Source organism: Rubellimicrobium thermophilum DSM 16684, assembly GCF_000442315.1.
GTDB classification, from domain to species: Bacteria; Pseudomonadota; Alphaproteobacteria; order Rhodobacterales; family Rhodobacteraceae; genus Rubellimicrobium; species Rubellimicrobium thermophilum.
Window position 1 is genome coordinate 67,322 of record NZ_KE557324.1, and the last position, 25,179, is coordinate 92,500.

Annotated in this window: 22 protein-coding genes and 4 pseudogenes; 17 read left to right on the forward strand and 9 right to left on the reverse strand. The window is 70.6% G+C overall.

Features of this window, described 5'->3' with window-relative positions:
* Positions 1 to 36: 36 nt before the first annotated feature.
* Positions 37 to 909 carry a class II aldolase/adducin family protein gene (locus RUTHE_RS17700; protein WP_021098843.1) on the reverse strand — a complete coding sequence of 291 codons (873 nt, stop codon included), beginning with the start codon at positions 907 to 909 and terminating at the stop codon, positions 37 to 39.
* Positions 910 to 1,004: 95 nt separating this feature from the next.
* Here RUTHE_RS17700 and RUTHE_RS17705 point away from each other — a divergent pair.
* Together RUTHE_RS17705 and RUTHE_RS12675 are read left to right on the forward strand one after the other, a co-directional pair.
* Positions 1,005 to 1,124: pseudogene (locus RUTHE_RS17705) on the forward strand (sugar-binding transcriptional regulator); the annotation flags it as partial.
* Positions 1,125 to 1,321: 197 nt separating this feature from the next.
* Positions 1,322 to 1,957 carry a sugar-binding transcriptional regulator gene (locus RUTHE_RS12675; RefSeq protein ID WP_021098844.1) on the forward strand — a complete coding sequence of 212 codons (636 nt, stop codon included), beginning with the start codon at positions 1,322 to 1,324 and terminating at the stop codon, positions 1,955 to 1,957.
* A gap of 8 nt (positions 1,958 to 1,965) precedes the next feature.
* Here RUTHE_RS12675 and RUTHE_RS12680 read toward each other — a convergent pair whose 3' ends face one another.
* The 3 genes from RUTHE_RS12680 to mtnK form a co-directional block, all read right to left on the reverse strand.
* Entirely contained in the window at positions 1,966 to 2,964 is a 999-nt protein-coding gene (locus RUTHE_RS12680; RefSeq protein WP_021098845.1) for a helix-turn-helix transcriptional regulator, read from the reverse strand.
* 145 nt (positions 2,965 to 3,109) lie between these two features.
* Complete coding sequence (gene mtnA / locus RUTHE_RS12685) at positions 3,110 to 4,228, reverse strand: S-methyl-5-thioribose-1-phosphate isomerase (RefSeq protein ID WP_021098846.1); 1,119 nt, start codon at positions 4,226 to 4,228, stop codon at positions 3,110 to 3,112.
* Positions 4,225 to 5,481, reverse strand: coding sequence for an S-methyl-5-thioribose kinase (mtnK, locus tag RUTHE_RS12690; protein WP_021098847.1), 1,257 nt, complete (start codon positions 5,479 to 5,481; stop codon positions 4,225 to 4,227). Before mtnK ends, mtnA begins: the two co-directional genes overlap by 4 nt.
* 241 nt (positions 5,482 to 5,722) lie before the next feature.
* On the opposite strand from mtnK, the pseudogene RUTHE_RS17710 reads away from it, so the two are divergent.
* The 8 genes and pseudogenes from RUTHE_RS17710 to RUTHE_RS12720 form a co-directional block, all read left to right on the forward strand.
* Positions 5,723 to 6,073, forward strand: a pseudogene (locus RUTHE_RS17710) (ATP-binding cassette domain-containing protein); the annotation flags it as partial.
* A gap of 259 nt (positions 6,074 to 6,332) precedes the next feature.
* Complete coding sequence (locus RUTHE_RS17715) at positions 6,333 to 7,121, forward strand: ATP-binding cassette domain-containing protein (RefSeq protein ID WP_021098849.1); 789 nt, start codon at positions 6,333 to 6,335, stop codon at positions 7,119 to 7,121.
* The gene (locus RUTHE_RS17720) at positions 7,118 to 7,432 is read left to right on the forward strand and encodes a hypothetical protein (protein WP_021098850.1); all 315 of its coding nucleotides are present in this window, start codon (positions 7,118 to 7,120) and stop codon (positions 7,430 to 7,432) included. Before RUTHE_RS17715 ends, RUTHE_RS17720 begins: the two co-directional genes overlap by 4 nt.
* A 26-nt stretch (positions 7,433 to 7,458) precedes the next feature.
* On the forward strand, positions 7,459 to 8,109 hold the full coding sequence (locus RUTHE_RS12700; protein WP_245542239.1) for an ABC transporter permease: 651 nt from the start codon (positions 7,459 to 7,461) through the stop codon (positions 8,107 to 8,109).
* 32 nt (positions 8,110 to 8,141) lie between these two features.
* Entirely contained in the window at positions 8,142 to 9,185 is a 1,044-nt protein-coding gene (locus RUTHE_RS12705; protein ID WP_021098852.1) for a substrate-binding domain-containing protein, read from the forward strand.
* Between the two features lie 61 nt (positions 9,186 to 9,246).
* A complete protein-coding gene (locus RUTHE_RS12710) occupies positions 9,247 to 10,176 on the forward strand; it encodes a transketolase (protein ID WP_021098853.1) in 930 nt (309 codons plus the stop codon).
* Position 10,177: 1 nt separating this feature from the next.
* Positions 10,178 to 11,179: a transketolase family protein gene (locus tag RUTHE_RS12715; protein ID WP_021098854.1), complete on the forward strand. Its 1,002-nt coding sequence runs from the start codon at positions 10,178 to 10,180 to the stop codon at positions 11,177 to 11,179.
* Positions 11,176 to 12,291 carry a RuBisCO large subunit C-terminal-like domain-containing protein gene (locus RUTHE_RS12720; protein WP_021098855.1) on the forward strand — a complete coding sequence of 372 codons (1,116 nt, stop codon included), beginning with the start codon at positions 11,176 to 11,178 and terminating at the stop codon, positions 12,289 to 12,291. Before RUTHE_RS12715 ends, RUTHE_RS12720 begins: the two co-directional genes overlap by 4 nt.
* Before the next feature lie 122 nt (positions 12,292 to 12,413).
* Here the strand turns inward: RUTHE_RS12720 and RUTHE_RS12725 are convergent, their stop codons facing one another.
* The 3 genes from RUTHE_RS12725 to RUTHE_RS12735 all read right to left on the reverse strand — a co-directional run bounded on the left by RUTHE_RS12725 (position 12,414) and on the right by RUTHE_RS12735 (position 14,725).
* A complete protein-coding gene (locus RUTHE_RS12725; protein WP_144079679.1) occupies positions 12,414 to 13,301 on the reverse strand; it encodes a cation diffusion facilitator family transporter in 888 nt (295 codons plus the stop codon).
* 74 nt (positions 13,302 to 13,375) lie between these two features.
* Positions 13,376 to 13,948: a hypothetical protein gene (locus tag RUTHE_RS12730; RefSeq protein WP_021098857.1), complete on the reverse strand. Its 573-nt coding sequence runs from the start codon at positions 13,946 to 13,948 to the stop codon at positions 13,376 to 13,378.
* Between the two features lie 60 nt (positions 13,949 to 14,008).
* The gene (locus tag RUTHE_RS12735; RefSeq protein ID WP_021098858.1) at positions 14,009 to 14,725 is read right to left on the reverse strand and encodes a 16S rRNA (uracil(1498)-N(3))-methyltransferase; all 717 of its coding nucleotides are present in this window, start codon (positions 14,723 to 14,725) and stop codon (positions 14,009 to 14,011) included.
* Between the two features lie 13 nt (positions 14,726 to 14,738).
* On the opposite strand from RUTHE_RS12735, the pseudogene ubiA reads away from it, so the two are divergent.
* The 3 genes and pseudogenes from ubiA to RUTHE_RS12750 all read left to right on the forward strand — a co-directional run bounded on the left by ubiA (position 14,739) and on the right by RUTHE_RS12750 (position 18,142).
* Positions 14,739 to 15,722 (forward strand): annotated as a pseudogene (ubiA, locus tag RUTHE_RS12740) (4-hydroxybenzoate octaprenyltransferase).
* A 135-nt stretch (positions 15,723 to 15,857) separates the two neighbouring features.
* Positions 15,858 to 17,819, forward strand: coding sequence for an OmpA family protein (locus tag RUTHE_RS12745; RefSeq protein WP_084465093.1), 1,962 nt, complete (start codon positions 15,858 to 15,860; stop codon positions 17,817 to 17,819).
* Positions 17,816 to 18,142 (forward strand): CREC-EF hand family protein, encoded by a 327-nt coding sequence (locus RUTHE_RS12750; RefSeq protein WP_021098861.1) that lies wholly within the window; start codon positions 17,816 to 17,818, stop codon positions 18,140 to 18,142. Before RUTHE_RS12745 ends, RUTHE_RS12750 begins: the two co-directional genes overlap by 4 nt.
* Here the strand turns inward: RUTHE_RS12750 and RUTHE_RS12755 are convergent.
* Entirely contained in the window at positions 18,139 to 19,101 is a 963-nt protein-coding gene (locus RUTHE_RS12755) for an L-threonylcarbamoyladenylate synthase (RefSeq protein ID WP_021098862.1), read from the reverse strand. The genes RUTHE_RS12750 and RUTHE_RS12755 overlap by 4 nt on opposite strands.
* Positions 19,102 to 19,211: 110 nt before the next feature.
* Here RUTHE_RS12755 and RUTHE_RS12760 point away from each other — a divergent pair, with 110 nt between their 5' ends.
* The 4 genes from RUTHE_RS12760 (at position 19,212) to RUTHE_RS12775 (ending at position 22,688) form a co-directional block, all read left to right on the forward strand.
* Positions 19,212 to 20,906: an acyl-CoA dehydrogenase gene (locus tag RUTHE_RS12760; protein ID WP_021098863.1), complete on the forward strand. Its 1,695-nt coding sequence runs from the start codon at positions 19,212 to 19,214 to the stop codon at positions 20,904 to 20,906.
* 82 nt (positions 20,907 to 20,988) lie between these two features.
* Complete coding sequence (locus RUTHE_RS12765; RefSeq protein ID WP_021098864.1) at positions 20,989 to 21,195, forward strand: aa3-type cytochrome c oxidase subunit IV; 207 nt, start codon at positions 20,989 to 20,991, stop codon at positions 21,193 to 21,195.
* 10 nt (positions 21,196 to 21,205) lie between these two features.
* Positions 21,206 to 21,781 carry a hypothetical protein gene (locus tag RUTHE_RS12770; RefSeq protein ID WP_021098865.1) on the forward strand — a complete coding sequence of 192 codons (576 nt, stop codon included), beginning with the start codon at positions 21,206 to 21,208 and terminating at the stop codon, positions 21,779 to 21,781.
* Between the two features lie 181 nt (positions 21,782 to 21,962).
* Positions 21,963 to 22,688 carry an EcsC family protein gene (locus RUTHE_RS12775; RefSeq protein ID WP_021098866.1) on the forward strand — a complete coding sequence of 242 codons (726 nt, stop codon included), beginning with the start codon at positions 21,963 to 21,965 and terminating at the stop codon, positions 22,686 to 22,688.
* A gap of 44 nt (positions 22,689 to 22,732) precedes the next feature.
* On the opposite strand, the pseudogene ptsP reads toward RUTHE_RS12775, so the two are convergent.
* Positions 22,733 to 24,983: pseudogene (gene ptsP, locus RUTHE_RS12780) on the reverse strand (phosphoenolpyruvate--protein phosphotransferase).
* Positions 24,984 to 25,179 lie beyond the last annotated feature (196 nt).

Consider the following 25,179-nt stretch of genomic DNA (forward strand, 5'->3'; position numbering starts at 1 on the left):
ACGTGATCGGGGGTTGCCACGCCGCGCCGGTCCAGATCAGCCGCATCCGCCCGTTCGAGCGCGGCGCGCGTGCCTTCGCTGTCGCGCAGGGCGAGGACGGGGCCGGCAGCCCCCTCCGGCAGGACAGAGGCGAGCGCACCGCGCAGCCCTGCCAGCAGCGGCGCAGCCTCCGGCGACGCCATGCGGGGGGGCGGCGGGGGGGCGCGGTGCAGGACGCCGCCGCGCAAGCCAGGCCTCGACGGCATTCGTCTGCGCGATCAGACGATCATAGGACTCCTTCGGCGTCGCGCCCCAGGTGAAATGGCCATGGTTGAGCAGCAACAGCCCCTCGGCCTCGGGATGGGCGTCGCGGACCGAAGCAGCCGCCTTGGCCAGCGCGAAGCCCGGCATGATGTAGGGCACCACGGCAAGGCGCGGGCCGAAGATCTCGTGGCAGATCTCCGCGGCATCGGGAAGGTTGGCCAGCACCAGGAAGGGTGTCGCATGGGTATGGTCCACCACGGCATCGGGCAGCCAGGCATGAAGGAGCGTCTCGACCGACGGGTTCGGCGCGGCGCTGTCGAGCAGGCTGGAGCGCTGGACATTCACCATGTCTTCGTCCGACAGCGCGGGCAGGGCCCGAAGCCGGCGCAGGGGGTCGAGACGGACGGCAGGCAGGCCCGCCGGCGTGATGGTCGCCAGATCGGCCCCCGACCCCTTGACATGAAGCACCTCGACCATCTCGCCGAAGACGTCGCGGGCGCGCAGCTTGATCGAGCTGTTGCCTCCCCCGTGCATCACGAGGTCGGGGATCCGCCCGATCAGGCGCGCCGAGTAGACCCGCAGGGCCAGGGCCCGGGCGTCCGGATCGGGGCCGGCAGCCTCGGCCAAGGCGCGGGCCTCGTCCTCTTGCCACAGATTTGCGAACATGGAAGGGCCTTTCGTCGCGTGAGCCATTTGACCTGATGGTGATCTTCGACAAAAGTCAATAACGTCTGACAAATGACAGGACGGGTGTCATGGCGATGGGGCGGCGGGCCGGCGGACGGGGAGCGGGCGATCTCACCCTGGAGGTGGCCTGGCTCTATTATCATGACGGCCTGAACCAGCAGGCCATCGCCGACCGGCTGGGGCTGTCGCGGGCCACCGTGGTGAATCATCTGCAGGAAGCGCGCGCCCGTGGCCTGATCCGCGTGAGCCTGGACGAGGCTGCCTTCCGGGATCATGCGCTGGCCATCGCCCTTTGCGAGCGATTCGGGCTCGAGGCCGCCTGGGTCGTCCCCGACGAGGGCCTGGAAGAGGAGGAACGCTTCCGCCGCGTGGTCCGGGGGGTGCGGACTGGTTGCCTTCGCTGCTCGGGCCGGGCGACCGGCTGGGTGTGGCCTGGGGGCGCACGGTCCATGATCTGGCCGAGGCACTCGAGCCCCATCGCATCGAGGATCTCACGGTGCTCCAGCTCATGGGGTCCATGGCTACGCCCTACGGCTTCACGGCCGAGGCCTGTTCGACACTGCTGGCCCAGCAGCTGGGGGCCCGATGCATCAACCTTCATGCGCCGGCGATCCTGAGCCGGGCCGATCTGGCTGCGGCGCTGCGGGAGGAGCCCATCCTGCGCGCCCAGCTCGATCAGCTGGGGTCGGTCAACAAGCTGCTGTTCTCGGTGGGCACGGTGCGTCCGGACAGCCATGTGGTGCTTTCGGGCCTGGCCACGCGGGAGGATCTGGCCCGGATGACGGCGCGGGGGGCGGTCGGGGTGATCTGCGGGCGCTTCGTGGATGCGGCCGGCCAGCCGATCCACGACCCCGTGGAGAACCGGATGATCGGCATTCCGCTGGAACGGCTGGTGGGGTTGGAGATGGGCATCCTCGTGACGCCCGGGCATGACAAGGTCGCGGCCACGCATGCGGCGATCCGCGGCGGCTATGTCACCCATCTGGTGACCGGCGCCAGCATCGCCGCGGCGCTCCTGTCCTCCTGACAGGCGGATCAGGGCAGAGCCGGCAGATCGCGCCGCCGATACCCCTCGACCAGCCGCCGCAGGGGTTCGGGCTCCAGCACCTCGACCGCGTCGCCCCATTGGTAGAGGTGCCAGGCCATTTCCAGCCAGCCGCCGGCGGTGAAACGGACGGTCAGCGACCCGTCCGCTTCGTCGGTCGTCTGCTGATGGGGATGGAAGAGGAACTCGCGCGCTGTCTCCGCCGCCTCCGGGGCGAAGCGCCAGACCACGGGGCCGTATTCGGCCGGGTCGTGCCAGGAGCCGAAGGCGCGGGCGGCGTGCTCCTCGATCCGGAAGGCGGGGTCGCGGACAAAGCGCTCGGCCTCGATCCGGGCCTCCTCGATCCGGTCCAGCCGGAAATGCCGCAGCCGCCCGTCTCGGGCCGCCGTATCGCGGGCCACGAGATAGCGGCGGACGCCGAAGAGCACGCCATGGGGCTCGATGCGCCTGATGCGGGGCTGGGCATCATCGGGGGTGCGGTAGCGGATGGTCATGACATGGGGGGCCTTCAGCGCCTCGGCGATCAGGGGCAGAAGGCCGGGGTCATGACGGGCCACCGGACCGGGGCGGCAGGCCCAGCCTTGCGCCTCGAGCAGGGCTTCGGCATCGGCCTCGGCCCGGCGGGCAGCGGGGGCGGGCATCGTCCCCAGCAGACGGTCCCGCAGGCTGGAGAGGGCCGCAACATCATGAGTCGCCCCGTCGCGCCCGGCGCGCTGGATGGCCATCTCCAGCGCCGCCAGCTCGCTGTCGCGCAGGACATGCCGGTGCAGAAGCCGCGAATCGGTGCGCAACCGCCAGCGGCGGCGGCGGTCCTCGTCCGTCAGGATCTCGATGTCCGGAAAGACGGTTTCGAGCGCCCTTGTCATCCGCTGGGCCGTGCGCCGGTTCACGCCGAATTCGGCTTCGATCTCGGGCAGGGACACGCCCATGTGCCGTGCGGCCGCCATGTTGGCGAGACGCAACAGATCAAGCGCCTTGGCAAAGGGCATCGGCAATCCCTGACAGGATCTGACGTCCCGAAGGGTTAGAACGAAGGATGCGGCCTGTCGATTCCCCCGCCCGTCCGGGTGATCGGGATCCCGTTTGACGAGTGTGCGGTTTCCGCGGGGGCCGACAGGCCGCGCCGGTGGCGGGTCAGCGCTGGCTGGCGCCGGCCCGCTCCGGGAACATCGCGGCCAGGGCTTCGGCACTGGCCGCGCAGATGCCGCGTTCGGTGATGAGGCCGGTCACGAGATGGGCCGGCGTGACATCGAAGGCCGGGTTGCGTGCCCCCGTGCCGTCCGGGGAGATCTGGACGGTCACGATCCGTCCTTCGGCATCGCGGCCCTGCACATGCGTGACCTCTGCGGCCGGGCGTTCCTCGATGGGGATCTCCTTCAACCCGTCCCGAACCGTCCAGTCGATCGTGGGAGAGGGAAGGGCGACGTAGAAGGGCACATTGTTGGCGCGGGCGGCCAGCGCCTTGAGATAGGTGCCGATCTTGTTGCAGACATCGCCGTTGGCGGTGGTGCGGTCCGTGCCGACGATCACGATGTCCACTAGCCCATGCTGCATCAGATGCCCGCCGGCATTGTCCACGATGAGATCATGGGGGATCCCGTGGCTGTTCAGCTCCCATGCGGTGAGCTGGGCCCCCTGATTGCGGGGGCGCGTCTCATCCACGAAGACATGGACGGGGATGCCGGCCTCGACGGCCTGGTAGATGGGGGCGGTGGCCGTGCCCCAGTCCACGGTTGCCGGCCAGCCGGCATTGCAATGGGTCAGGATCCGCACCGGCTCGCCCGGGGGCTTGCGCGCGGCGATCTCGCGGATCAGGCGCAGGCCGTGCTCGCCGATGCGGCGGTTGATCTCCACATCCTCCTCGCAGATGGCGTCGGCGCGCGCATAGGCCGCGGCGGCGCGTTCCGCCTCCGGCAGGGGGCGCAGGCGGTCGCGCAGATCATCCAGGGCCCAGCGCAGGTTGATCGCCGTGGGACGGGTGGCGTGCAGCAGCTCCCAAGTCTCGTCGAGCGAGGCATCGGAGGGATCCTCGGCCATCTGCACGGCCATCCCGTAGGCGGCCGTCGCGCCGATCAGGGGGGCGCCGCGCACCCACATGTCGCGGATCGCCGTGGCGAAGGTCGCGCGGTCGCGCAGGGCCTCGATGCGCAGCTCATGCGGCAGCCAGCGCTGGTCGATGACCTTGACGAGGCCCCAGCGCGAGCCGTCCGCCTCGCGCCAGATGGAGCGGTAGGGCTTGCCCCCGATCTTCATAGCCAGTCCCTTTCGGCAATGTCCCTGGCGAGGTCGATGAGCGCATCGATCCCCGCGATGTCGTCCTGTCCCAGCAGCAGCGTCCGCCCGAGCACGAGGGCCTTCGCTTCGCAGGCGGCGCGCAGCCCCTCGTCCGCGATGCTCTCGAAGTCGGCGTTGTGGGCCAGGCCCAGGATCCGGCGATGGCATTCCAGACCGGCAAAGCCCAGCGTATCCCGCCAGACCTGCCCGAGCCATCCTGAACAGGCCGCATCCGCCGCCCAGCTCTGGCCCTGATCCTCGAACAGCGTGCGGGGGAAGAGCATCCCCGTCCGCTCCGTGCGCCAGAGGCGGGCGAATTCAGCGGCAAAGCTCGTCCAGATGGCGCGGATGACAGAGAGGATCCACGCCTGGTAATCGGCGCGGTCCCGGCCATGGCCGGGTTGGGCGCAATGGGCCATCAGGAAATTGGCAATCAGCATGCCGATGTCGAAGCCCATCGGACCGTAGACCGCGAATTCGGGGTCGATGATGCGGACTTGATCCCCGCGCACCATGACGGATCCGGTATGCAGATCGCCATGCAGCAGCGTCTCGGCCCGGGCGGCAAAGGCGGTCTTGAGCCGCTGCGCCGCAAGCTTGAGGGCGGCATCGGCGCGCAGCTCGGCCGCGATCGGATCCAGCCCCGGCGTGTGACGGTTCATCGGGGCCGCGAAATAGGGTTCGGTGAAGACCAGCGCCTCGGTGATCGCGCAAAGATCGACATTGCCCGCGAACAGCGCCAGATCCGCCTTGCGTTCGGCCGCCGGCAGATGGAGATCCGAGCCGCGGAACAGCGTGCGCGCGCAGAACAGCCCGAGCCGCTCTCCCAAGCCGGCATGGCGCGTGCCCGCAATCAGGGCGCGGCGCAGGATGATGTGACCGTCGAGATATTCCATGACGACCAGGGCCTGACCTTCGTCGAAATGAAGGACATCCGGCACCGATCCGGGGTCGCGCGCCTGCTGACGCCTGAGGGCGTGATACTCGAAGAAGGAGCGCCGCAGCGGCAGTGGCCAGCTTTCCCCCACGAGGCGGACATAGGGAAGTGCCTGCTTGACCACCAGTCCGCCCCGATCCCCCTCGACGATGAAGACGAGATTGAGGTTGCCATCGCCCACCTCGCGCACGCGCCAGCCCGCCGGGTCGCCGATCCGGTCGCGCAGCGCCGGCAGATCCCCGAGCCGCCGCGCCAGCGTCTCCACCGTCAGGGCCTCATAGGGCCTCTCTTCCATCCCTCCCCTCCCTTTTCCGGCGCGGCCCGAAGAGGAACCGCGGCGGGATCATCCGGTCAAACTCGACTTTTGTCAAAGTGCATTGACTTTTGGCGAGCAATCGGGTGCCCTGCCGCTGGAGAGGGAGGATCCGGTGGACGGAGCGGCGATCCGCATCAGCGGGCTCAGGAAGGCCTTCGGCCCCAATCAGGTCCTGCGCGGCATCGATCTCGATCTGCCGGCCGGGGCCGTCACCGTGCTGATGGGGGCGAACGGGGCGGGCAAGTCCACGCTCGTCAAGGTGCTCTGCGGGGTCCATGAGGCGGATGCGGGGACGGTGACGCTGGGGGGGCGGATCTTCGCCCCCGCGTCCCCGCGTGAAGCGCTGCGCGCCGGTGTGGTGACCGTCCATCAGACCATCGACGACGGCGTCGTGCCCGATCTCGACGTGGCGGCCAATCTGCTTCTTGACCGCATTGCCGATGGCACGGTCAGCGTCGTCTCGCGGCGGCGCATGCGCGCCGAGGCAGCTGGGATCGCACAGGCCGTCGGGCTCGATGTGGATCTTGCGCGCCCTGTGGCGGATCTGTCGCTTGCCGACCGTCAGCTGGTTGCCATCGCCCGCGCCATGGCCCATGCGCCGCGCCTGCTGATCCTCGACGAGCCGACGTCCTCCCTTTCGGCGGCCGAGGCCGAGCGGCTCTTCGCCCTGATCGACAGGCTGCGCGAGCGGGGGGTGGCCCTGCTCTACATCTCGCACCGCATGTCCGACATCCGCCGCATCGCCGACCGCATCGCGGCGATGCGCGACGGGGGTCATCACCGGCCTGTTCGAGGATCGTCCACTCGACACGACGGGGGCCGTGCGCGCGATGCTGGGGCACGACCTCGCCGAAGCGGCCCTGAGGATCCCCGCACCGGGCGCACCCATCCTGTCCCTGCGCGGCATCGCGCTGCGGCCGGGTGCGCGGCCCTTCGATCTCGATCTGCGTGCGGGCGAGGTGGTGGCGGTGACGGGTCTCGTGGGGGCGGGCAAGGGCGCGCTGGCGGCCGTGCTGTTCGGGCTTGCGCGTCCTGCCTCCGGCCGCATGACGCTCGACGGGCGGCCCTATGCGCCCTTCTCCCCGCGCGAGGCCATGGGGCAGGGGGTGTTCCTGGTCCCCCGCGACCGGCGGGCGAATGTGATCGTTCCGGCCTTCGACATTGCACGCAATCTCTCGCTGCCCTTCCTGCGGCGCCATTCCCGCGGCCCCTTCGTCAGCCGCCGCTCCGAGGCCGGCATGGCCGCGCGCATGGTGCGCGAGATGGGGATCGTCTGCCGGGGGGTCCGCGACTCCGTCCTGACCCTCTCGGGCGGCAATCAGCAGAAGGTGGCCGTGGGCCGCTGGATGGCCGAGGCCGCGCGCGTGCTCGTCCTCGACGAACCGTTCCAGGGCGTGGACATCCAGGCCCGCCGCGATATCGGCGCGCGCATCCGGGCGACAACCCGTGACCGCGCCACCCTCGTCCTCGTGGCCGAAATCGACGAGGCCGTGGAGGTTGCCGACCGCATCCTGGTGCTGAGCGATCATGCCCTGACGGGCGAACATCGGAACGAGAATCTCGATCTCGGCCTGGTGATGCGCCAGGTGACCGGGATCCAGCAGGGGCATCCCGCATGACCGTTCGTGAGCTTGCCATCCGTTACGGCTTTCTGGTCCTGATGGCCGGTCTGGTGGTGGTCTTCGGCCTCATGGCGCCGAATTTCCTTTCGACCGCGAGCGCCGTGTTCATCCTCCAGTCGGTGGCGATCACCGGCATCCTGGCGCTCGGCGTGACCTGCACGCTGGTCGTGGGCGGTTTCGACCTGTCGATCGGGGCGGTCGCCACCTCGGCCCTGATGCTGTCGGCCTATGTCATGGTGGTCTGGGAGATGGGGGCGGTCGCGGCCGTGCTGCTCTGCCTGCTGATGGGGCCGGGGTCGGTCTGCTGAACGGCTTCCTGATCGTGCGGATGCGCGTGCCGGACCTGCTCGCCACGCTGGGGATGATGTTCGTTCTCGTCGGCCTCCAGCGCATCCCGACCGAGGGCAACTCCATCGCCACCGGAATGGCGCTGCCGGGCGGCGGCACGGCGCAGGGCACCTTCTCGGCCGCCTTCCTCGCCCTCGGGCGGCACCGGCTGTGGGACCTCGTGCCCCTCTCGGTGGTGTTCCTCGTGGCCATCGCGGTCCTCGTCTGGGTCTTCCTCGAGCTGACACGCCACGGGCGGTTGATGTATGCGACCGGATCCAACGCGCAGGCGGCCGCCCTGGCGGGGGTCGATGTCGACCGCTACCGGGTGCTGGCCTATGTCCTGTCGGGTGTCCTGGCCTCGGTCGGGGGGATCCTGCTCGCCGCCAGACTGGGGCGTGGCGATGTGGCCTCCGGTAACAACCTGCTGCTGGATTCGGTTGCCGCGGCTCTGATTGGCTATGCGGTGCTTGGCGCCTCGCGGCCCAATGCCTTCGGGACTGCCATCGGCGCCCTCTTCGTCGGCATCCTCCTCCAGGGGCTGACGATGCTGAACGCCCCCTATTACACGCAGGACTTCGTCAAGGGCGCGGTGCTGGTCGTGGCCCTTGTCTTCACCTTCGCGCTCACCGGCCGCAGGGCCGGGGCGCGCGCCTGACGGATGCCGATCATCACAAGGGAGGACACGCGATGATCACCAGACGAAGCCTTGCCGCGCTGCTGGCCGGCGCGGCGCTGTGGCCGGGCCTTGCCGCCGCGCAGGACCGCCCCGCGCCCTTCGACAATCCCGCCGATGTCGAGATTGCCCTGGTGCGCTACCTGTCCACCGGCGATTTCTTCCAGGCCTATCTGGCAGGGGTGGAGCGGCAGGCGGCAGCACTCGGCATCGGGCTGCGCGTCTTCGACAGCCGGCAGGATGCCGCGCTCCAGGCGGACATGGTGGACCAGGCCATCGCGCTGGGCGTGGACGGGATCATCATCCAGCACGGCCTGACCGAATCGATGCAGGAGGCCGCCCAGCGCGCGGTGGACGCCGGCATCCCGGTCGTCGCCTTCGACGTCGATGTGCAGAACGAGGCGATCCCGCAGATCGAACAGTCCGACCGCGACCTCGCCCGTCTCGCGCTCGAGCAGGCGATCGCCGACAACGGCGAGTCCTGGACCGCCGCCTATGTCTATGTGCCCGGCATCGCCCCGCTCGATCGCCGCAACGAGACCTGGGAAGAGTTCAAGGCCCGCTATCCGGGCATCGAGGAGGTCGCCGTCTTCGGCACGCTCGACAACCCCATCGCCAACTCGGTCGCCAACCAGGCCCGCTCGGTCCTTTCGGCCAATCCCGGCATCCAGGTCGTCTTCGCCCCCTATGACGAATTCGCCAAGGGCGTGAAGATCGCCGTGGACGAAGCGGGGCTGTCCGGTCAGGTCTCGATCTATTCGGCCGACATCTCCACCGCCGACATCGCCGCGATGCGTGAGCCCGGTTCGGCCTGGAAGGCCACCGCCGCGACCAATCCGGCCGTGGTGGGCGAGGTTTCGGTGCGGGCGCTTGCCATGCTGATGGCGGGCGAGGATCCGGGCCATCAGGTGATCGTGCCCCCGACGCTGATCACCCAGGCGATGCTGAACGAGCAGGACATCACCAACATGGAGGAGCTGGCCGAACGCGTGCCCGCCTTCGCCCATGCCGATGTCGCCGCGCCGGACTGGATGCCGCTGCCTTCGGCGCCCCAGTGACGAAGATCGGGGCGGGGGCGGCGGGCGGTGCCTCCCCCGTCCTTTCCCCGACGGAGGGACCATGCGAAACGAGAAATCGACCGAGGAGATCGCGCGCGGCATCCGCCGACGGGTGTTCGAACATTCCATCCGCAACAATGGCGGCTATCTGAGCCAGGCCTGTTCGGCGGCCGAGCAGTTCGCCTTCCTCTACAACGAGGCGCTGACGCTCGGCCCCTCCACGCGGCCGATGGTGCCGCCGCCCTTTGCGGGGGTGCCCTCGGCGGCGAATCCGGACTATGTGACGGGGGCCGGCTACAACGGTCCCGCCGCGCCCGAATATGACCGGCTCTTCATCGCGCCGGCCCATTATGCCCTCGTGGCCTATGCCTGCCTGATCGAGACGGGCCGCATGGCGCCCGAGGGACTGGAACAGTTCAACAAGGACGGCTCCTCGGTCGAGATGATCGGCGCGGAACATTCGCCAGGCATGGAGGTTCACAACGGCACGCTGGGCATCGGCCTGTCCACGGCCGCCGGGCTGGCCTGGGGACGCAAGCGCAAGGGCGAGACGGGCCGCGTCTGCGTCTTCATGTCGGACGGCGAGGTGCAAGAAGGCCAGATCTGGGAGGCCGTGCAGGCCGCGGTCCATCACCGCATCGACAATCTCTGGGCGCTGATGGACGTCAACCGCCAGCAATGCGACGGGGCCATGGACGATGTCATGGCCGTGGGCGATATCGCGGCCAAGCTGCGCGCCTTCGGGGCTGTCGTGGCCGAATGCGATGCCCATGACATCCCGGCCCTGCGCGAGGCCGCCGCCACCCCGCATGAGGGACGCCCCCTGATCGTGCTGGCCCATTCCTCGCCCACGCAGGGCATGGAGTTCCTGCGTCGCCGCTTTCCGCGCCTCCACTATGTCCGCTTCAGATCGCCCGAGGAGCGGCAGGAGATGAACGAGGCCATCGCCGCCGAACTGGGCATTCCGCCCGTCGATCTGGGGGAACACTGACATGGAGATGGTCGATCGTCCCTATGCCGCGGCCTTCGAGGCCCATGCGCTCCGCCATCCCGAGGTGCTGTGCCTGTCCGCCGACCTGACCTCGAGCTGCGAGATCGACGGCTTCCGCGACCGCCACCCCGACCGCTTCCTGTCGCTGGGGATGGCAGAGCAGAACATGATGAGCTTTGCCGGCGGGCTCGGGCTTGCGGGGTTCAGGCCCTTCCTGCACTCCTTCGGGGTTTTCCTCTACCGTCGGCCCTATGACCAGCTTGTGGCCTCGGTCGCCTATCCGCGCCGGCGGGTGCGGCTGATGGGCTTTCTGCCGGGCATCACGACCCCCGGCGGCATGACCCATCAGGCGATCGAGGATGTCGCCGTGATGCGCACCCTGCCCAACATGACCGTGCTGGAGGCCGGCGACGCCACCGAGGTGGAAAGCATCGTCGCTGCGGCCGATTCCGTGGACGGACCCGTCTATTGCCGCATCCTGCGCGGTTCGGTCCCGCGTCTCTTCGAGACCCCCCTCCGGGTCGGCGAGATGCGCGAACTGGCGCTGGGGACGGATGTGCTGGTCGTCACGGCCGGCATCGCCACCGAGGAGGCCCTGCGAGCCCGCGCCGCGCTCGACCGGGCCGGGGTCTCGGTCCGCCACCTGCACCTGACAACCCACAAGCCCTTCGACGCGGCCCGCATCGTCGATCACGCTGCCAGCGTGCGCCACGGGGTCGTGACGCTCGAGAACCACCTGATTGCCGGGGGGCTGGGCAGCCAGGTGGCCGAGGCGCTGGCCGAAGCGGGACTGGCACGGCGCCTTGTCCGGCTCGGATTGCAGGACACCTATGCCCATGGCGGATCCCGCCCCTATCTGATGCGGTATTACGGGCTCGATGCCCTTGCTCTGGTGCGCGCGGTGGAGCGGCTGACGGGGCAGGAGACGGGAATCGGAGAGGAGGATCTGAGCGCCGTGCGCCTCGAGGCCGTCCACTCCGCAGTGAAGGCAGAGGCCCTGTGACCCGATTTCATGTGACCTATCGCCTGGTTGCGGCCGACCGGGCCGAGGCGCGCGCCCGCGCCGAAGGCATTGCCTACGAACAGACGGTCGAGGTGCCCCCGGATGTCGTGCCTCCCGGGCGCATCGCCCAGGAGATCGTCGGGCGCATCGAGACGCTGGAGCCCGCGGGCGAGGGGGTCTTCCGCACGACGATCTCCTACAGCCCGGACAGCGCCGGCCGCGATGTCGTCCAGTTCCTCAATGTCGTCTTCGGCAATTCCTCGATCCAGACCGGCATCCGGGTCGAGGCGGTCGATCCGGGGCCCGAGATGACCCGCCGCCTGACGGGGGCGCGCTTCGGGGTCGAGGGGATCCGCCGCCTTTGCGGTCGTCCACGGGGTGGGCTGATCGCGCCCGTGCTCAAGCCGCAGGGCCTCGATGCCGCCTCGCTGGCCGCCATCGCACGGCGCTGCGCGCTGGGCGGGGCCGACATCGTGAAGGAGGATCACGGCCTCGGCGATCTGCCGTCCGCCCCGTTTCGCGCCCGGGTCGAGGCGGTGACGGCGGCCCTGGCCGCGGTGCAGGCCGAAACCGGGCGGCGCCCGCTCTATTTCGCCGTCCTTCCCGGCCAGCGGACGGAGGAGGCCATCGCCTTCGCGAAGGCGGCGGGTGTGGACGGGCTTCTGGTCATGCCAGGCCTGCATGGCTGGGGCCTCATGGCCCGGATCGCAGGCGACGATACGCTGGAGATGCCGGTGATGGCGCATCCGGCCTTCACCGGCGCCTTCGTCCAGTCGCCCGCGGCGGGGATCGCCCATGGCGTGCTCTATGGCACGCTCCAGCGCCTGGCGGGGGCCGACATCTCGGTCTTTCCGAATGTCGGGGGACGTTTCGGCTTCTCGGAGGAAGACTGCCGGGCCATTGCCCGGTCCTGCCTCGATCCCACAGGCCCCGGCCGGCCCATCCTGCCCAGTCCCGGCGGCGGCATGAGCGTGGACCGCGCAGCAGGGATGCGCGCCATGTTCGGCGAGGATGTCTGCTACCTGATCGGGGGCAGCCTGCTGCGCCATGGCGAACGCATCGGTGAAGAAATCGCACGCATGCGCCGTGCACTCGATGAGGAGATCGCCTGACGGCCCATCCCGCCGATGGTCCGGAACGGGCGGCCGATCCTGTCCCTTCCTCGGGGAGGGCGAGAGCCGCCCGAACGGTGCCGGGACGGCCGCAGGATCACCCGAGGGGGTGCGTCCAGCCTTCAGAGCACGACGATGCCGGCATGCTTGGCCTTGTCTTCGGGCTCGACATGGATGGCGATATGGGCGGGCTCGACGGTCTCGCGGATCTTGCGCTCCAGGCGGTCGCAGATGTCATGCGCCTCCGAGACGCTCATGCCGCCGGGCACGACGAGATGGAACTCGACGAAGGTCATCGGGCCGGCATGGCGCGTGCGCAGGTCATGCGCCTCGATCGCGCCCTCGGCATTGGCGGCGATGACCTCGCGGATGCGTGCGAGGAGGGGATCCGGCACGGCGACATCCATCAGCCCCCCCACCGAGTCGCGGATGAGCTGCCAGCCGGACCAGAGGATGACAAGGGCCACCAGGGCCGCAAGGGCCGGATCGAGCAGCGTCCATCCCGTTGCGGCGGCCAGCAGGACGCCTGCCAGCACGCCGGCCGAGGACAGGATGTCGGTCAGCAGATGCCTTCCGTCGGCGATCAGGGCCGGAGAGCGCAACCGCCGTCCCTGCCGGATCAGGATCGTGCACCAGATTCCGTTCAGGACCGCAGCCAGCGCATTGGCCAGAAGCCCCAGCGGGTCGGCCTCGAAGGGACGGGGGGCGCGGAAGGCGGCCCAGGCCTCGCCCAGGATCAGCAGTGCGGCGACGACGATCAGCACGCCCACCGCCACCGCCGAGAAATATTCCACCTTGCCGTGGCCCCAGGGATGGCCGGCATCGGCAGGCTTGGCCGAACCGCGCACCGCCAGCAGCGCCACCGCCGCCGTCACCACATTGACCACGCTCTCGAGGGCGTCGGAATACAGGGCGACCGACCCCGTCAGCCACCAGGCCAGGAATTTCAGACCGAGGACGATCAGGCCCAGGAGGATGCTCAGGGCGGCGATCGACTGCACGCGGTCGATGGGCATGGGCGGGTCCTCCGCGGGCTTTGCAGACGCGGCATAGCGGCCGCGCCGCGCCAAGGCGAGGGTGCGGTTCAGACGTCGTCGGGACGGGCGATCGACTGCCGCAGGCCTGCCACGCCCGGCGCGCGCCAGAGTGTCGCCGGCGGTCCGGCGCGGCCCTCCTGCCCGAGTGCAGCCAGCATCTCCCCGGCGCGCATGCCCGGCAGCCCGAGCAGCGCATCGAACAGCGCCTCGGCCCCGGCGGCGGTGACCGGCACGGCCAGCTCGCGCCCCTCCCGGTCCAGCAGGCACCAGACGGCCCGTCCCTCCCGGCTTTCGAGATCGACCCGGGCGAGATCGCCCAGATCCAGGAAGCCGCCGCCGAAAGGCCCCCAGAATTCGACCCGCCCTTCGTCCACCCGCACCACGCCCGGCCCCGCGCCAGCCGCCGCCCGGCGCGCCCGCAGCCGCCAGCGCTGCGCCCCCGTCCAGACCAGCACCGCCCCAAGCGCAACCCCCGGCCCGGCAAACCAGCGCAGGACCCCGGAACTGCCGTGCCAGAGCCGGAGCGACAGACCCATCAGCGCCAGACCCGCCAGAGTCTCCCGACCCTGCATCAGTGTGGCGCGCACCGCAGGGCGCAGGAATGGCGAAGGCTCAGACATGGCTGGCCGCACCGCATATTCGCCGCGTCGGGGGACGGCCGTCCGGGCGTGCGGTCATCCTCATCTCCAGTCCCCCTCGATCATCTGCCACAGCGTGAGTGCGGCGACCGCGGCCGTGTCGGCCCGCAGGATGCGGGGGCCAAGCCGGATAGCCCGCGCAAAGGGCAGGGCGCGCAGCCGCGTCCGTTCGGCCTCGGAAAACCCCCCCTCCGGCCCGATCAGGACTGCACCGGGTTGCCCGGTCCGCGCCGGGGGGACAGAAGCCTGCTCTGCAAGAGTCTCGTCGCAGAACCACAGAAGGCGCCCCTCCTCCCATTCCGCCAGCAGCGTGGCCAGCGGGCTCATCTCCGCCACCTCGGGGACGAAGACGCCACCGCATTGTTCGGCCGCCTCGACGGCATGCAGGCGTAACCGGTCGGCCCGGACACGCTCGCTGTTGGTGAAGTCGGTCCGCACGGGCAGGATGCGGCGGCAGCCCATCTCGGTGGCCTTCTCGACGATGAAGTCCGTCCGCGCCTTCTTGATGGGGGCGAACAGAAGCCACAGATCGGGCGGCCATGCCATCGGTTGCGTCTGCGCCCGCACCCGCAGGCTGCCGCGCCGGCCCGTCTGCAGGACTTCCGCCTCCCATTCCCCCGTCTGCCCGTCGAACAGCCTCAGGGACTCCCCCTCTCCGAGCCGCATGACCGCAAAGAGGTAATGGGCCTGTTCCGGGGCAAGCGGCACGGTCTGCCCTTCGGCGAGAGGGTGATCTATGTAGAGTCGGATACGGGGCATGGAGTGACAGGCTATGGCGGGGGCTGGCCGGATTCCAGAGGCAGGCATGACCGGGACGGCCGACCGGCCGGTCGCCGACACCGCCGGCAACTGGGTCGATCGCCATGCGCCCGCAGCCTGGCGGCCCTATCTGCGCCTGTCGCGGCTCGACCGCCCGATCGGCACCTGGCTTCTGCTGCTGCCCTGCTGGTGGGGACTGGCGCTCGCGCTTGTGGCGACAGGCCGCGCACCGGTCTGGCATGATCTGTGGATCGCGCTGGTCTGTGCGGGGGGGGCGGGTTCTTGCCCGCGGGGCAGGCTGCACCTGGAACGACCTGGCGGATCGGGACTTCGATGCCCGGGTCGAGCGCACGCGAAACCGCCCCCTGCCAGCAGGCCAGGTCACGCCCCGGCAGGCTCTGACCTGGATGGGGATGCAGGGCCTTCTCGCCCTTGCCCTGTTGCTGACGCTGCCGGCGCCGGCGATCCTGCTCGGCCTGCTGGCGCTGGTGCCGGCGGGGCTCTATCCCTTCGCCAAGCGCGTCACCTGGTGGCCGCAGGCCGTGCTGGGCATCGCCTTCAACTGGGGTGTTCTGCTGGCCTATGCGGCCCATGCGGGCCGCGTCGAGGCTCCGGCGGTGCTCCTGTGGCTTGCCGGGATCGCCTGGACGCTCTTCTACGACACGATCTATGCCCATCAGGACGCCGAGGACGATGCGCTGATCGGGGTGCGCTCGACCGCGCGCCTGTTCGGCGCGTCCTCGCGGCTCTGGCTGCGGGGATTCCTCGTGGCGGCCGTGCTGACGATGGGGGCGGCGGTGATTCTGGCCGGCCTTGACGGCTCGCCGCTTGCCCTGGCCCTCGCGCTTGGCGCCCCCTGGGTGCTGGGCTGGCATCTGGCCTGGCAGCTGGGCCGTTCGATCCGGAGGACGGGCCGGGTCTGCTGCGCCTGTTCCGCTCCAACCGCGATGCGGGGCTGGCCGTGGCCGTCCTTCTGGCCCTCGCCGCGCTGGTCTGAGCGGCCTGAGCGGCCTGAGCGGCCTGCGGCGCGCGGCCTTCCGCCGCATCGGGCAGGGCAGAACCCCGTGATGTTGCGTTGGCCGGCCGCAGATCCTAGGACAGCGCGGCTGTCCGGAAGGCCCGATCCACCTCCATGTCTTTGTCCCCCCGCCTTCTTGTCGCTGCTGCCTTCGTCCTGGCCGGGGGCGGCGCGAGTCTTGCAGCACGCGCACTGGTGAGCGAGCTCGAGACCCGTTCAGCCGCCGCCGTCGCGGCCGAACTGGAGGCCGAGGGGTATTCCTGGGCCGAGGTCATCCCCGATGGTCTCCAGGTCGTCCTCGAGGGGGAGGCCCCTGACGAGGCGGCCCGCTTCCGGGCTATCTCTGTGGCGGGGCGTGCGGTGGACGGGGCGCGCGTGATCGACAATCTCCGCGTTGCCCCGCGCGAGGCGCTGGCTGCGCCCGATTTCGCCGTGGAGATCCTGCGCAACGATTCGGGCGTCTCGCTGATCGGCCTGATCCCCGAGGCCACCGACCGCAGCCATCTGCGCGAGGAACTGGCCGAAGCCGCCTCCGGGGCCCCCCTCAGCGATCTCCTCCAGACCGCCGCCTACCCGGCTCCCGAAGGCTGGGAGGCGACACTGGCCTTTGCGGCCGAGACGCTGGCCTTGCTGCCGCGCGCCAAGCTGTCGGTCCGGCCGGGCCATGTCGTGGTGGAGGCCGTGGCCGATTCGCCCGGCGGGCAGCGTCGGCTCGAATCGCTCCTCCTCTCCCGGGCGCGGCCCGAGGGCGTCTCCATCGAGGTGACGATCCATGCCCCCCCGCCGGTCATCGCGCCCTTTGCCCTGCGCTTCCGGATCGACGCGGAGGGAGCACGACTGGAGGCCTGCGCTGCCGAAGGCGAAGCGGCGCGCGAGGCGATCCTGGCCGCGGCCGCTGCCGCCGGCGCGAAGGACGCCGATTGCCGGCTCGGCCTCGGGGCCCCCTCGCCCGATTGGCCGCAGGCCGCCGCGCAGGGGATCGCGGCCGTCGCCGCCCTGGGCGGCGGCACGCTGGCCATGACCGATGCCGACATCCTGCTGCTCGCCCCTCCGGGCACAGCGGCGGATCTCTTCGAGCGGACCACCGAGGATCTGCGCGCCGGCCTGCCCCCCGGCTTCGCCTTCCGTGCCGAACGGCCGGAGGCGGAAAGCACCACCGCCACGCCGATCGAGTTCCGGGCCACCCTGTCGGCCGACGGGCGGGTGCGTCTTTCGGGACCCCTGGCCGATGCCCGGATGACAGCTCTCGCCCGGAGCCTGGCCCAGGCCCGTTTCGGGGCAGCCCAGGTCACACTGGCCACGCGCACGGATCCCGAGGGCCTCCCCGAGGGCTGGTCGCTGCGCGTCCTGACCGGCATCGATGCACTGGCGCAGCTTGCGCGGGGTTCGGTCCTCGTCACCCCGGACCGGATCACGGTGCAGGGGGCCACCGGCAACCCCACCGCGCGCGAGACGATCGCCGCCGCCCTGGCCGAGGCTCTCGGGGCCGGCGCACAGGTCACGCTCGATGTCACCTATGACGAATCGCTGGATCCGCTAGCCGCGCTGCCCTCGCCCGAGGAATGCCTCGCCGAGATCGTCAAGGTCACGGCCGACATCAAGATTACCTTCGATCCCGGTTCGGCGACCCTTTCGCCCGCCGCCCGTCCGGCGATCGACCGGATCGCCGACATCCTGCGCAATTGCGGTGATCTGAGGCTGCGCATCGCCGGCTACACTGACAGCCAGGGGCGCGAGGAGACCAATCTGCGCCTGTCCCAGGCCCGTGCCGAGGCGGTTCTCGATGCGCTGCGTGCGGCCCGCGTTCCGGTCATGGGTTTCGAGGCCGTCGGCTATGGCGAGGCAGATCCCATCGCGCCCAACGACACCGAGGAAGGGCGCGAGGCCAATCGGCGCATCGAATTCAGCCTGATCGGGGCGCCGGCCCCCGAGGGCGCAGCCGCCCCGGCCGTTTATGGCCCGCCGCCCCCGCCCCCCGCCCAAGCGCCGCCCCGGATCATCGAAGGCCCCCCGCCGACGGTGCCGCCCACCCGGGCGGCTGTGCCCGACGGCCCTGCCGAGGACGCCGCCCCGTGAACCGCACCGAGCTGATCGTCGCCACTGCCCTGATCCTGTTCGGAACCTTTGCCCTCGGCTGGTTCGCGGGCTGGCTGATCCACCGCTTCACCCGGGTCACCCGTGCCGAGGTGGGCGAGCTCGACCGCATGGCCCAGGCGCTGCACGAGGCCGAGGAGACGCGCGATCAGGCCCTGGCCTATCTCGCCGTGCGCGAGGCCGAGCTGCAGAACCGGATCACCCAGCTCGAGGCCGAGCTGGGGGCTGCGATGGACGGCCTGCGCGACGCCCGGGCCGAGCTCGAATCGCTGCGTGGCTGGATCGAGCGCAGCGAGCGCGCCTAGGGGCGCGGCGCCGCCGCCCGCCGCAACCGGTCGTTGATCGCCCGGCCCAGTCCATGATCCGGCACCGGCGCCACGGCGATGCGCTCGGCCCCTTCGGCATCGAGCCGGTGAAGGGCGGCAAAGAGATTCGCCGCCGCTTCACGCAGATCACCCGATGGCGACAGGGACAGATCCCCGGCCACCGCTCCGAAGCCGAGCAGGATCTCGCCCGGCTCGGCTGCCATCGCTCCGAGCCGCAGACGGCCCCGCGGCGCGTAATGCGATTCCATCTGCCCCGGAGCGACGATGCGCGCCGGATCCGTGTCGGCGATCAGCGGGCGCCCCAGAACCGCCTCGATCGTCTCTGCCGGAAGCCCCCCCGCACGCAGCAGCCGCATCCCATCTGCCCCGTCGGGGGCCACGATGGTGCTCTCGACCCCTACGGGACAGGGGCCGCCATCGAGCACCGCTTCGATCCGCCCCCCGAGTCCGGCCAGCACATGGGACGGCGCGGTGGGCGAGACCCGGCCCGAGGGGTTGGCCGAAGGGGCCGCAAGCGGCCCGGCCGCCGCGATCAGGGCCTGCGCCAGCGGATGGGCCGGCGCGCGCAGGGCGACCGTGGGAAGCCCCGCCGTCACGAGATCAGCCACCGGCGCCCCGGCCCGCAGCGGCAGCACGAGCGCGAGCGGCCCCGGCCAGAAGGCCTCCATCAGCGCCCGCGCCTCCGGGCCCGTTTCGGCCAGCGCCTCGGCCTCCCCGGGATCTGCGACATGGACGATCAGCGGGTTGAAGCTGGGCCGGCCCTTGGCCTCGAAGATGCGAGCAACCGCATGCCCATCCGCCGCCCGGGCACCCAGACCATAGACCGTTTCGGTCGGGAAGGCGACGAGCCCCCCCCCACGCAGGAGGCGCGCGGCCTCGGCCACGCCTTCGGATGTGGCGGGCAGGAGACGGGTCCGGGGCGAATCGATGCGGTCCATGGTGACGCGGCGTTCCGGTTTGAGGCACGCGAGGCTGCCGCTAGCCTGTCGGCAGCGCGTTCACCCCTAGACCCGTGCGCGCGCCCTGCCAAGCGCCGGAGGCCTGCCTGATGCCCTATCGTTCGCCCCTTGCCGAACTGCGCTTCCATCTCGATCACGTCGCCGGCTATGCGCAGGTCACGGCCACCGATCGCTTCGCCGAGGCGGCGGGCGAGATCTCCGGGGCCGTGCTGGCCGAGGCGGCGCGCCTCTGTGACGATCTCGCCCCGCTCAACCGTGTCGGGGATCTCCATCCTGCCCGTCTCGAGAACGGGGCCGTCATCACGCCCCCCGGTTACGGCGACGCCTACCGCCGGATCGCCGAGGGCGGCTGGATCGGGCTTGCCGCCCCGCCCGAATGGGGCGGACAGGGGCTGCCCCAGACGCTTGCGGTGGCCTTCCACGACATGCTGGCGGGGGCCTGCCTGGCGCTCGAGCTCAACCCGCTCATGACGCAGGGCGCCATCGAGGCGATCGACCGCCATGCCCCGCCCGATCTCCGGGCTCTCGTCCTGCCGCGCCTTGTCTCGGGCGAATGGTGCGGAACGATGAACCTGACCGAGGCTCAGGCCGGATCGGATGTGGGGGCCCTGCGCAGCCGGGCCGAGCCGCTGGGCGATGGCCGCTATGCCATCACCGGCGAGAAGATCTTCATCACCTGGGCCGACAACGACTTTGCAGGAAATGTCTGCCATCTCGTGCTGGCGCGCCTGCCGGACGGGGGGCCGGGAAGCAAGGGGGTCTCGCTGTTCCTGGTGCCGAAATTCCTGCCCAACCCCGATGGCAGCCTCGGTGCCCGCAATGCCCTGCGCCCGCTCAAGCTCGAGCACAAGCTGGGGCTGCATGGCTCGCCCACGGCGGTGATGGCCTATGAGGGGGCGACGGGCTGGCTGGTCGGGCCCCCGCATGGGGGCATGGCGGCGGTGTTCACGATGATGAACAATGCCCGTCTCGGGGTGGGCATCCAGGCCATCGGCGCGGGCGAGGCGGCTCTCCAGCAGGCGGTGGAATGGGCGATGACGCGCAGGCAGGGCCGCACATCCGGCCCCACCGGCACCATCATCGAACATGCCGATGTGCGCCGGATGCTGGCCGAGGCCCGCGCCACCCTGTTCGCGGCCCGTGCCATCGCGCTCGACTGTGCGGTGGCCATCGATATGGCCGCCGCTACCGGCGAGCCGGCATGGGGCGCGCGCGCGGCCTTCCTGACCCCGATTGCCAAGGCCTTCGGCACCGATGCCGGTCATGCCGTCGCCGATCTCGCGCTCCAGGTCCAGGGGGGCATGGGCTATATCGAGGAGACGGGTGCCGCCCAGTTCGTCCGCGACCTGCGCGTCACCCGCATCTACGAAGGCACCAACGGCATCCAGGCTCTCGACCTCGTGGGGCGCAAGCTTGCCGATGGCGGCGAGGCGGCCATGCGGCTCATCGATGAAGCCGCCGAGACGGCACGCACCGCACGCACTGTCCTGCCCGATCTGGCCGGGCCCCTCTGGCAGGCGGCGGAAGCCCTGCGCGAGGGGACCGACTGGATGCTGTCCCATCCCGGCGACCGCGGAGCGGGGGCGGTCCCCTTCCTGCGGGCCTTCGCCCTGGTGCTGGGGGCGCGGGCGCATCTTGTCGCGGCGCTGGCCGATCCGGCCCGCATCCCGCTGGCCGCCGTCCATATCCGCCGTCTTTTGCCGGCCCATACCGGGTTGCTGGCGGCCGCGCGCGAGGGCGGAGACGGCCTCATGGCCGTGACGCCCGAGAGCCTCGCCCCCTGACCGCCGGCGACCAGGGGGCGTGACAGGCTCCATCCGATCCGCTATCCCGCCTCCGACGCATCACCCGGAAGGACCGCCGCGCATGGCCCAGACCACGCAGAGCGAAGGCGCCCACGCGACCGAGGCCCTCGCCCACGCCACGAAGATCCAGGACACCCACCCGCGAAAGGCCGGCACGATGGACATCACCGCCCAGGAACGCACCTTTGCCGCCTTCCTGCGCGCCGTCACGCGCATGTCGATCGTGATCCTCGTCCTGCTGATCCTTCTGGCGCTGGTCAACGCGTAAGGGGCGGCGCGTGAGGGCGACCCGTCGCACCGTCCTTCTGGGGCTGGCTTCCCTGCCCCTGTCCGGTTGCGGCACCAATGCCGAGGCTGTCTGGGCCTCCGACGAGGCGGTGGAGCTTGCCCGCTATCGTGCGCCGGAGGCGCCGCTTCTCGCCCTGGTCACCGTGCGCAACGAGGGGACGGGCAAGGGCGCCCATAGCGCGCTCCTCATCAATGCGAGCGAGCGGGTGCTGTTCGATCCCTTCGGGCGCTGGACCGACCCGGCCGTGCCCGAGCGCAACGATGTCCTCTACGGTTTTTCGCCGGAGGTCGAGGCGCGTTACCTCGCCTATCAGGCGGGGGGCGGCTACTATTATACTCGCCAGGAGAAACCCGTCCTGCCCGAGGTGGCCGAACAGGCGCTGACGCTTGCCAAGGCGCGCGGCCCCGTGGGAATGGCCATGTGCACGGTCGCCTGTGCCGATGTGCTCCGCCCGCTGCCCGGGTTTTCCTCGATCGGCCGTCCCTGGTTCCCCGAGCAGCTCTCTGCCCGCTTCGCGAAGCTTCCCGGCGTGACGACCGTCGAACGCCGCGCCGGAGCGATCTGAGAATCGCCCCCCTTTCCCCCGACCTTGAAGTGGGGACTGCGGCACCCCATCCTTCCGCCCATGAGCGAGCCGCGCCTGAAGATCGTGAACCCCGACGACCCCCCCGAGCCTCTGGACGAGACCGGGCGGGCCACCATTGCCGCCCTGGCGGCGCGGCAGGCCCGGGGCGGGGGGGCTGCTGATGCGCGCCGTGAACCTTGTCGGCGGTTCGGTCGAGGACGGGCTGAAGCGCCTGCCCGGACCTCTGCGCGCCCGGCTCGACCATGCCGCGCAGACGGCGCTCCTGCACTGCTATCACGCTGCCGAACGCTCGCGCGAGGATGGATGGGACAGACGCTTCGGGCAGCTCGGCCCTCTGGCCGCCCGCCTGAAGGGGGATCGCGCGCACAAGATGCTGGCTGCCGCCTCGGGTGCCGTGGGGGGCTTGGGCGGCCTGCCCACTGCGGTGATCGAGCTGCCCCTTGCTGTGACCATCATCTTCCGGGCCGTCCAGGAGGTGGCTGCCGCCCATGGCGAAGATCCCTCGAGTGCCGAGACGCGCGCCGAATGCCTGCGTGTCTTCGGGGCGGGGGGGCAGGGGGCCGGGGATGACGGGGTGAACACCTCCTTTCTCGGCGCGCGGCTGTCGCTGACCGGCCCGGCCATCAACCGCCTCGTGGCGCGCATCGCCCCCCGTTTCGCCGCCGTCTTCGGCCAGAAGCTGGCCTCCGGTGCGGTGCCGCTCATCGGGGCGGCGGCCGGGGCGGGGACCAACTGGGCCTTCATCGACTATTACGTGGAAATGGCCCATGTCCATTTCGGGCTACGCCGCCTTGCACGCCGCCATGGCGAGGACGCGGTGCGCGACGAGTTTCTCCGCGCGACGCTCGCCCTCATGCCGCCGCCGGTCGGTCGGGCGGGCGCCTGAAGCAGGTCTGCGGCACCCGTCATCGGTCGGGCCGGATCGATCCTTCAGACATGCCGGGCCAGCCAGGCGTCGAACGCAGGCCGCAGTGTCTCGTCCCCGCGCGCCAACCCCTCCTCGATCAGGGCTCGTCCCTCATCGAGGCGCACCCGCCGGATCAGCGACTTGACGGGTCCGATCGAGGCCGGCCGCATCGACAGCGACCGGAAGCCCAGCGCCGCGAGCGCGACCGCCTCGACCGGCCGTCCCGCATCCTCGCCGCAGAAGGTCAGCGGCGTGCCGGCCGCTTCGCAGCGGGCCACAAGATTGCGCAGGAAGGTCAGGAAACTGCTCTCGAAGAGGTCGTAGCGACGGCGCACCCGTTCGTTCTCGCGGTCGGCAGCGAAGAAGAACTGCTTGAGATCATTGCCGCCCACCGACAGGAAATCCACCTCGCGGAAGAAGGAATCCGGGGCGAAGGCCAGAGAGGGCGTCTCGATCATCGCCCCGACCTCGAGCCGCTCGGGCAGCGGATGGCCGAGGATGCGCTCGCGCTCCACGGCCTTGTCGAGCTCGGCACGCGCGGCGCGGTATTCGGCCGGGGTGGCCACGAAGGGGAACATCACCGTCAGCGGACGCCCGGCCGCCGCGCGCAGCAGCGCCTGGAGCTGCATGCGCAGCACGCCCGGCTTGTCCAGCCCCAGACGGATCGCCCGCCAGCCCATCGCTGGGTTCGGCTCGTCCTGGGGCTTCATGTAGGCCAGCACCTTGTCCGAGCCGATGTCGAGGGTGCGGAAGGCGACCCGCTTGCCCCGGGCGGCGTCCATGACCCGGGCATAGAGCGCCGACAGCTCGGCCCGTTTGGGCATCTGGTTGCGCACGAGGAATTGCAGTTCCGTGCGGAACAGCCCCACACCTTCGGCGCCGGATGAGATCAGCGAGGGCAGATCCGCCATGAGACCGGCATTCATGTGCAGGCTTACGGTCGTGCCGCAGAGGGCGGTTGCCGGCAGATCGCGCAGACCGGCATAGCGCTCTTGCGCGCGCGCCAGCATCGCCACCTTGTCGGCGAAGGCGCGCCGCACGGTCTCGTCAGGGCGCAGATGCACGAGGCCCTGATCCCCGTCCACGAGGATCGTGTCGCCATTGAGGGCCTCGCCCGTGATTCCCTCGGCGCGGATGACAAGGGGAATCGCCCAGGCCCGAGCCACGATCGCCGCATGGCTGCCCACCGATCCTTCCTCGAGCACGACCGCCTTCAGCGTTCCCTTGCCATAGTCCAGCAGCTCGCCGGGTCCGATGTTGCGCGCCACGAGCACCGGATCCTCGGGCATGGCTGCGCCCGTATCGGTGCCCTGCCCGGTCAGGATGCGCAGCAGGCGATTCGAGATGTCGTCGAGATCATGGAGCCGGTCGCGCAGATAGGGATCGGTGGCCTGCCCCATCCGCGTGCGGGCGAGCGATTGTTCCTTCTCGACCGCGGCCTCGGCCGACAGGCCGGAACGGATGTCGTCCTCCATGCGCCGGATCCAGCTCTTGGAGTTGGCGATCATCCGATAGGCCTCGAGCACCGCGACCTCCTCGGCATCGACCGTGGTCGCGGTGGCGAGCATGGCATCCACCTGCTCGCGCAAGCTGTCGATGGCGGCGCAGAAGCGCGCCAGCTCGCGCTCGGGATCGTCGCTGATGGGGTTGGTGACGACGACGCGCGGTTCGTGCAGCCAGACGCGCCCCATCGCGGCCCCCTCCTGGCCCTGGAGGCCGCGAAAGGTCACGGGGCGCTGGTGACGGGGGGGACAAGGCCCCGCCATCCCCCCCGGTGAAGGCGCCGAGCTCGGTCATTTCGGCCAGCACCATGGCCACGATCTCGAGCGCATAGACTTCGTCGGGGGTGAATTCGCGCGCGGCGCGGCTCTGGACGACCAGCACGCCCAGGACCTCGCCCAGACGCTGGATCGGAACCCCGCAGAAACTGGAATACCGCTCCTCCCCGGTCTCGGGCATGTAGCGGAAGCCCTTTTCGGCGGGGGCATTGGCGGTGTTGACCACCTGGCGCGTGCGTGCCGTGCGACCCACCAGCCCTTCGCCCAGTCGCAACCGCGTCTTGTGGACGGCTTCGGGGCGCAGCCCCTCGGTCGCGCAGAGTTCGAGCGTCTCGGTATCGCGGAACAGATAGATCGAGCAGACCTCGGTCCCCATCGAATCGGCGATCAGCCGCACGATGCGGTCGAGACGCGCCTGCCCCTGGGCGGCATCGGCCATGACCGTGCGCAGACGCCCGAGCAGCTTGCGGCTCTCGCTCTCGATCCGTTCCACCATCCCCGGACCCACCGGGCCGCCGCCCCGGCGCCCCGTGCAAGGGGTTAGCGCATGGGCGCGCGGAATGCCACGGCCTTCGTGGGCATCCGGGGTTCGCCGGCAGGGGACGGCGGATGGCAGAGGCGGCGATTCTGGCGCCACCTGCGCATCGGCGCCGGCTCCGCCTGGCGACACGCGGGGGGGCGGCAGGCGCGGA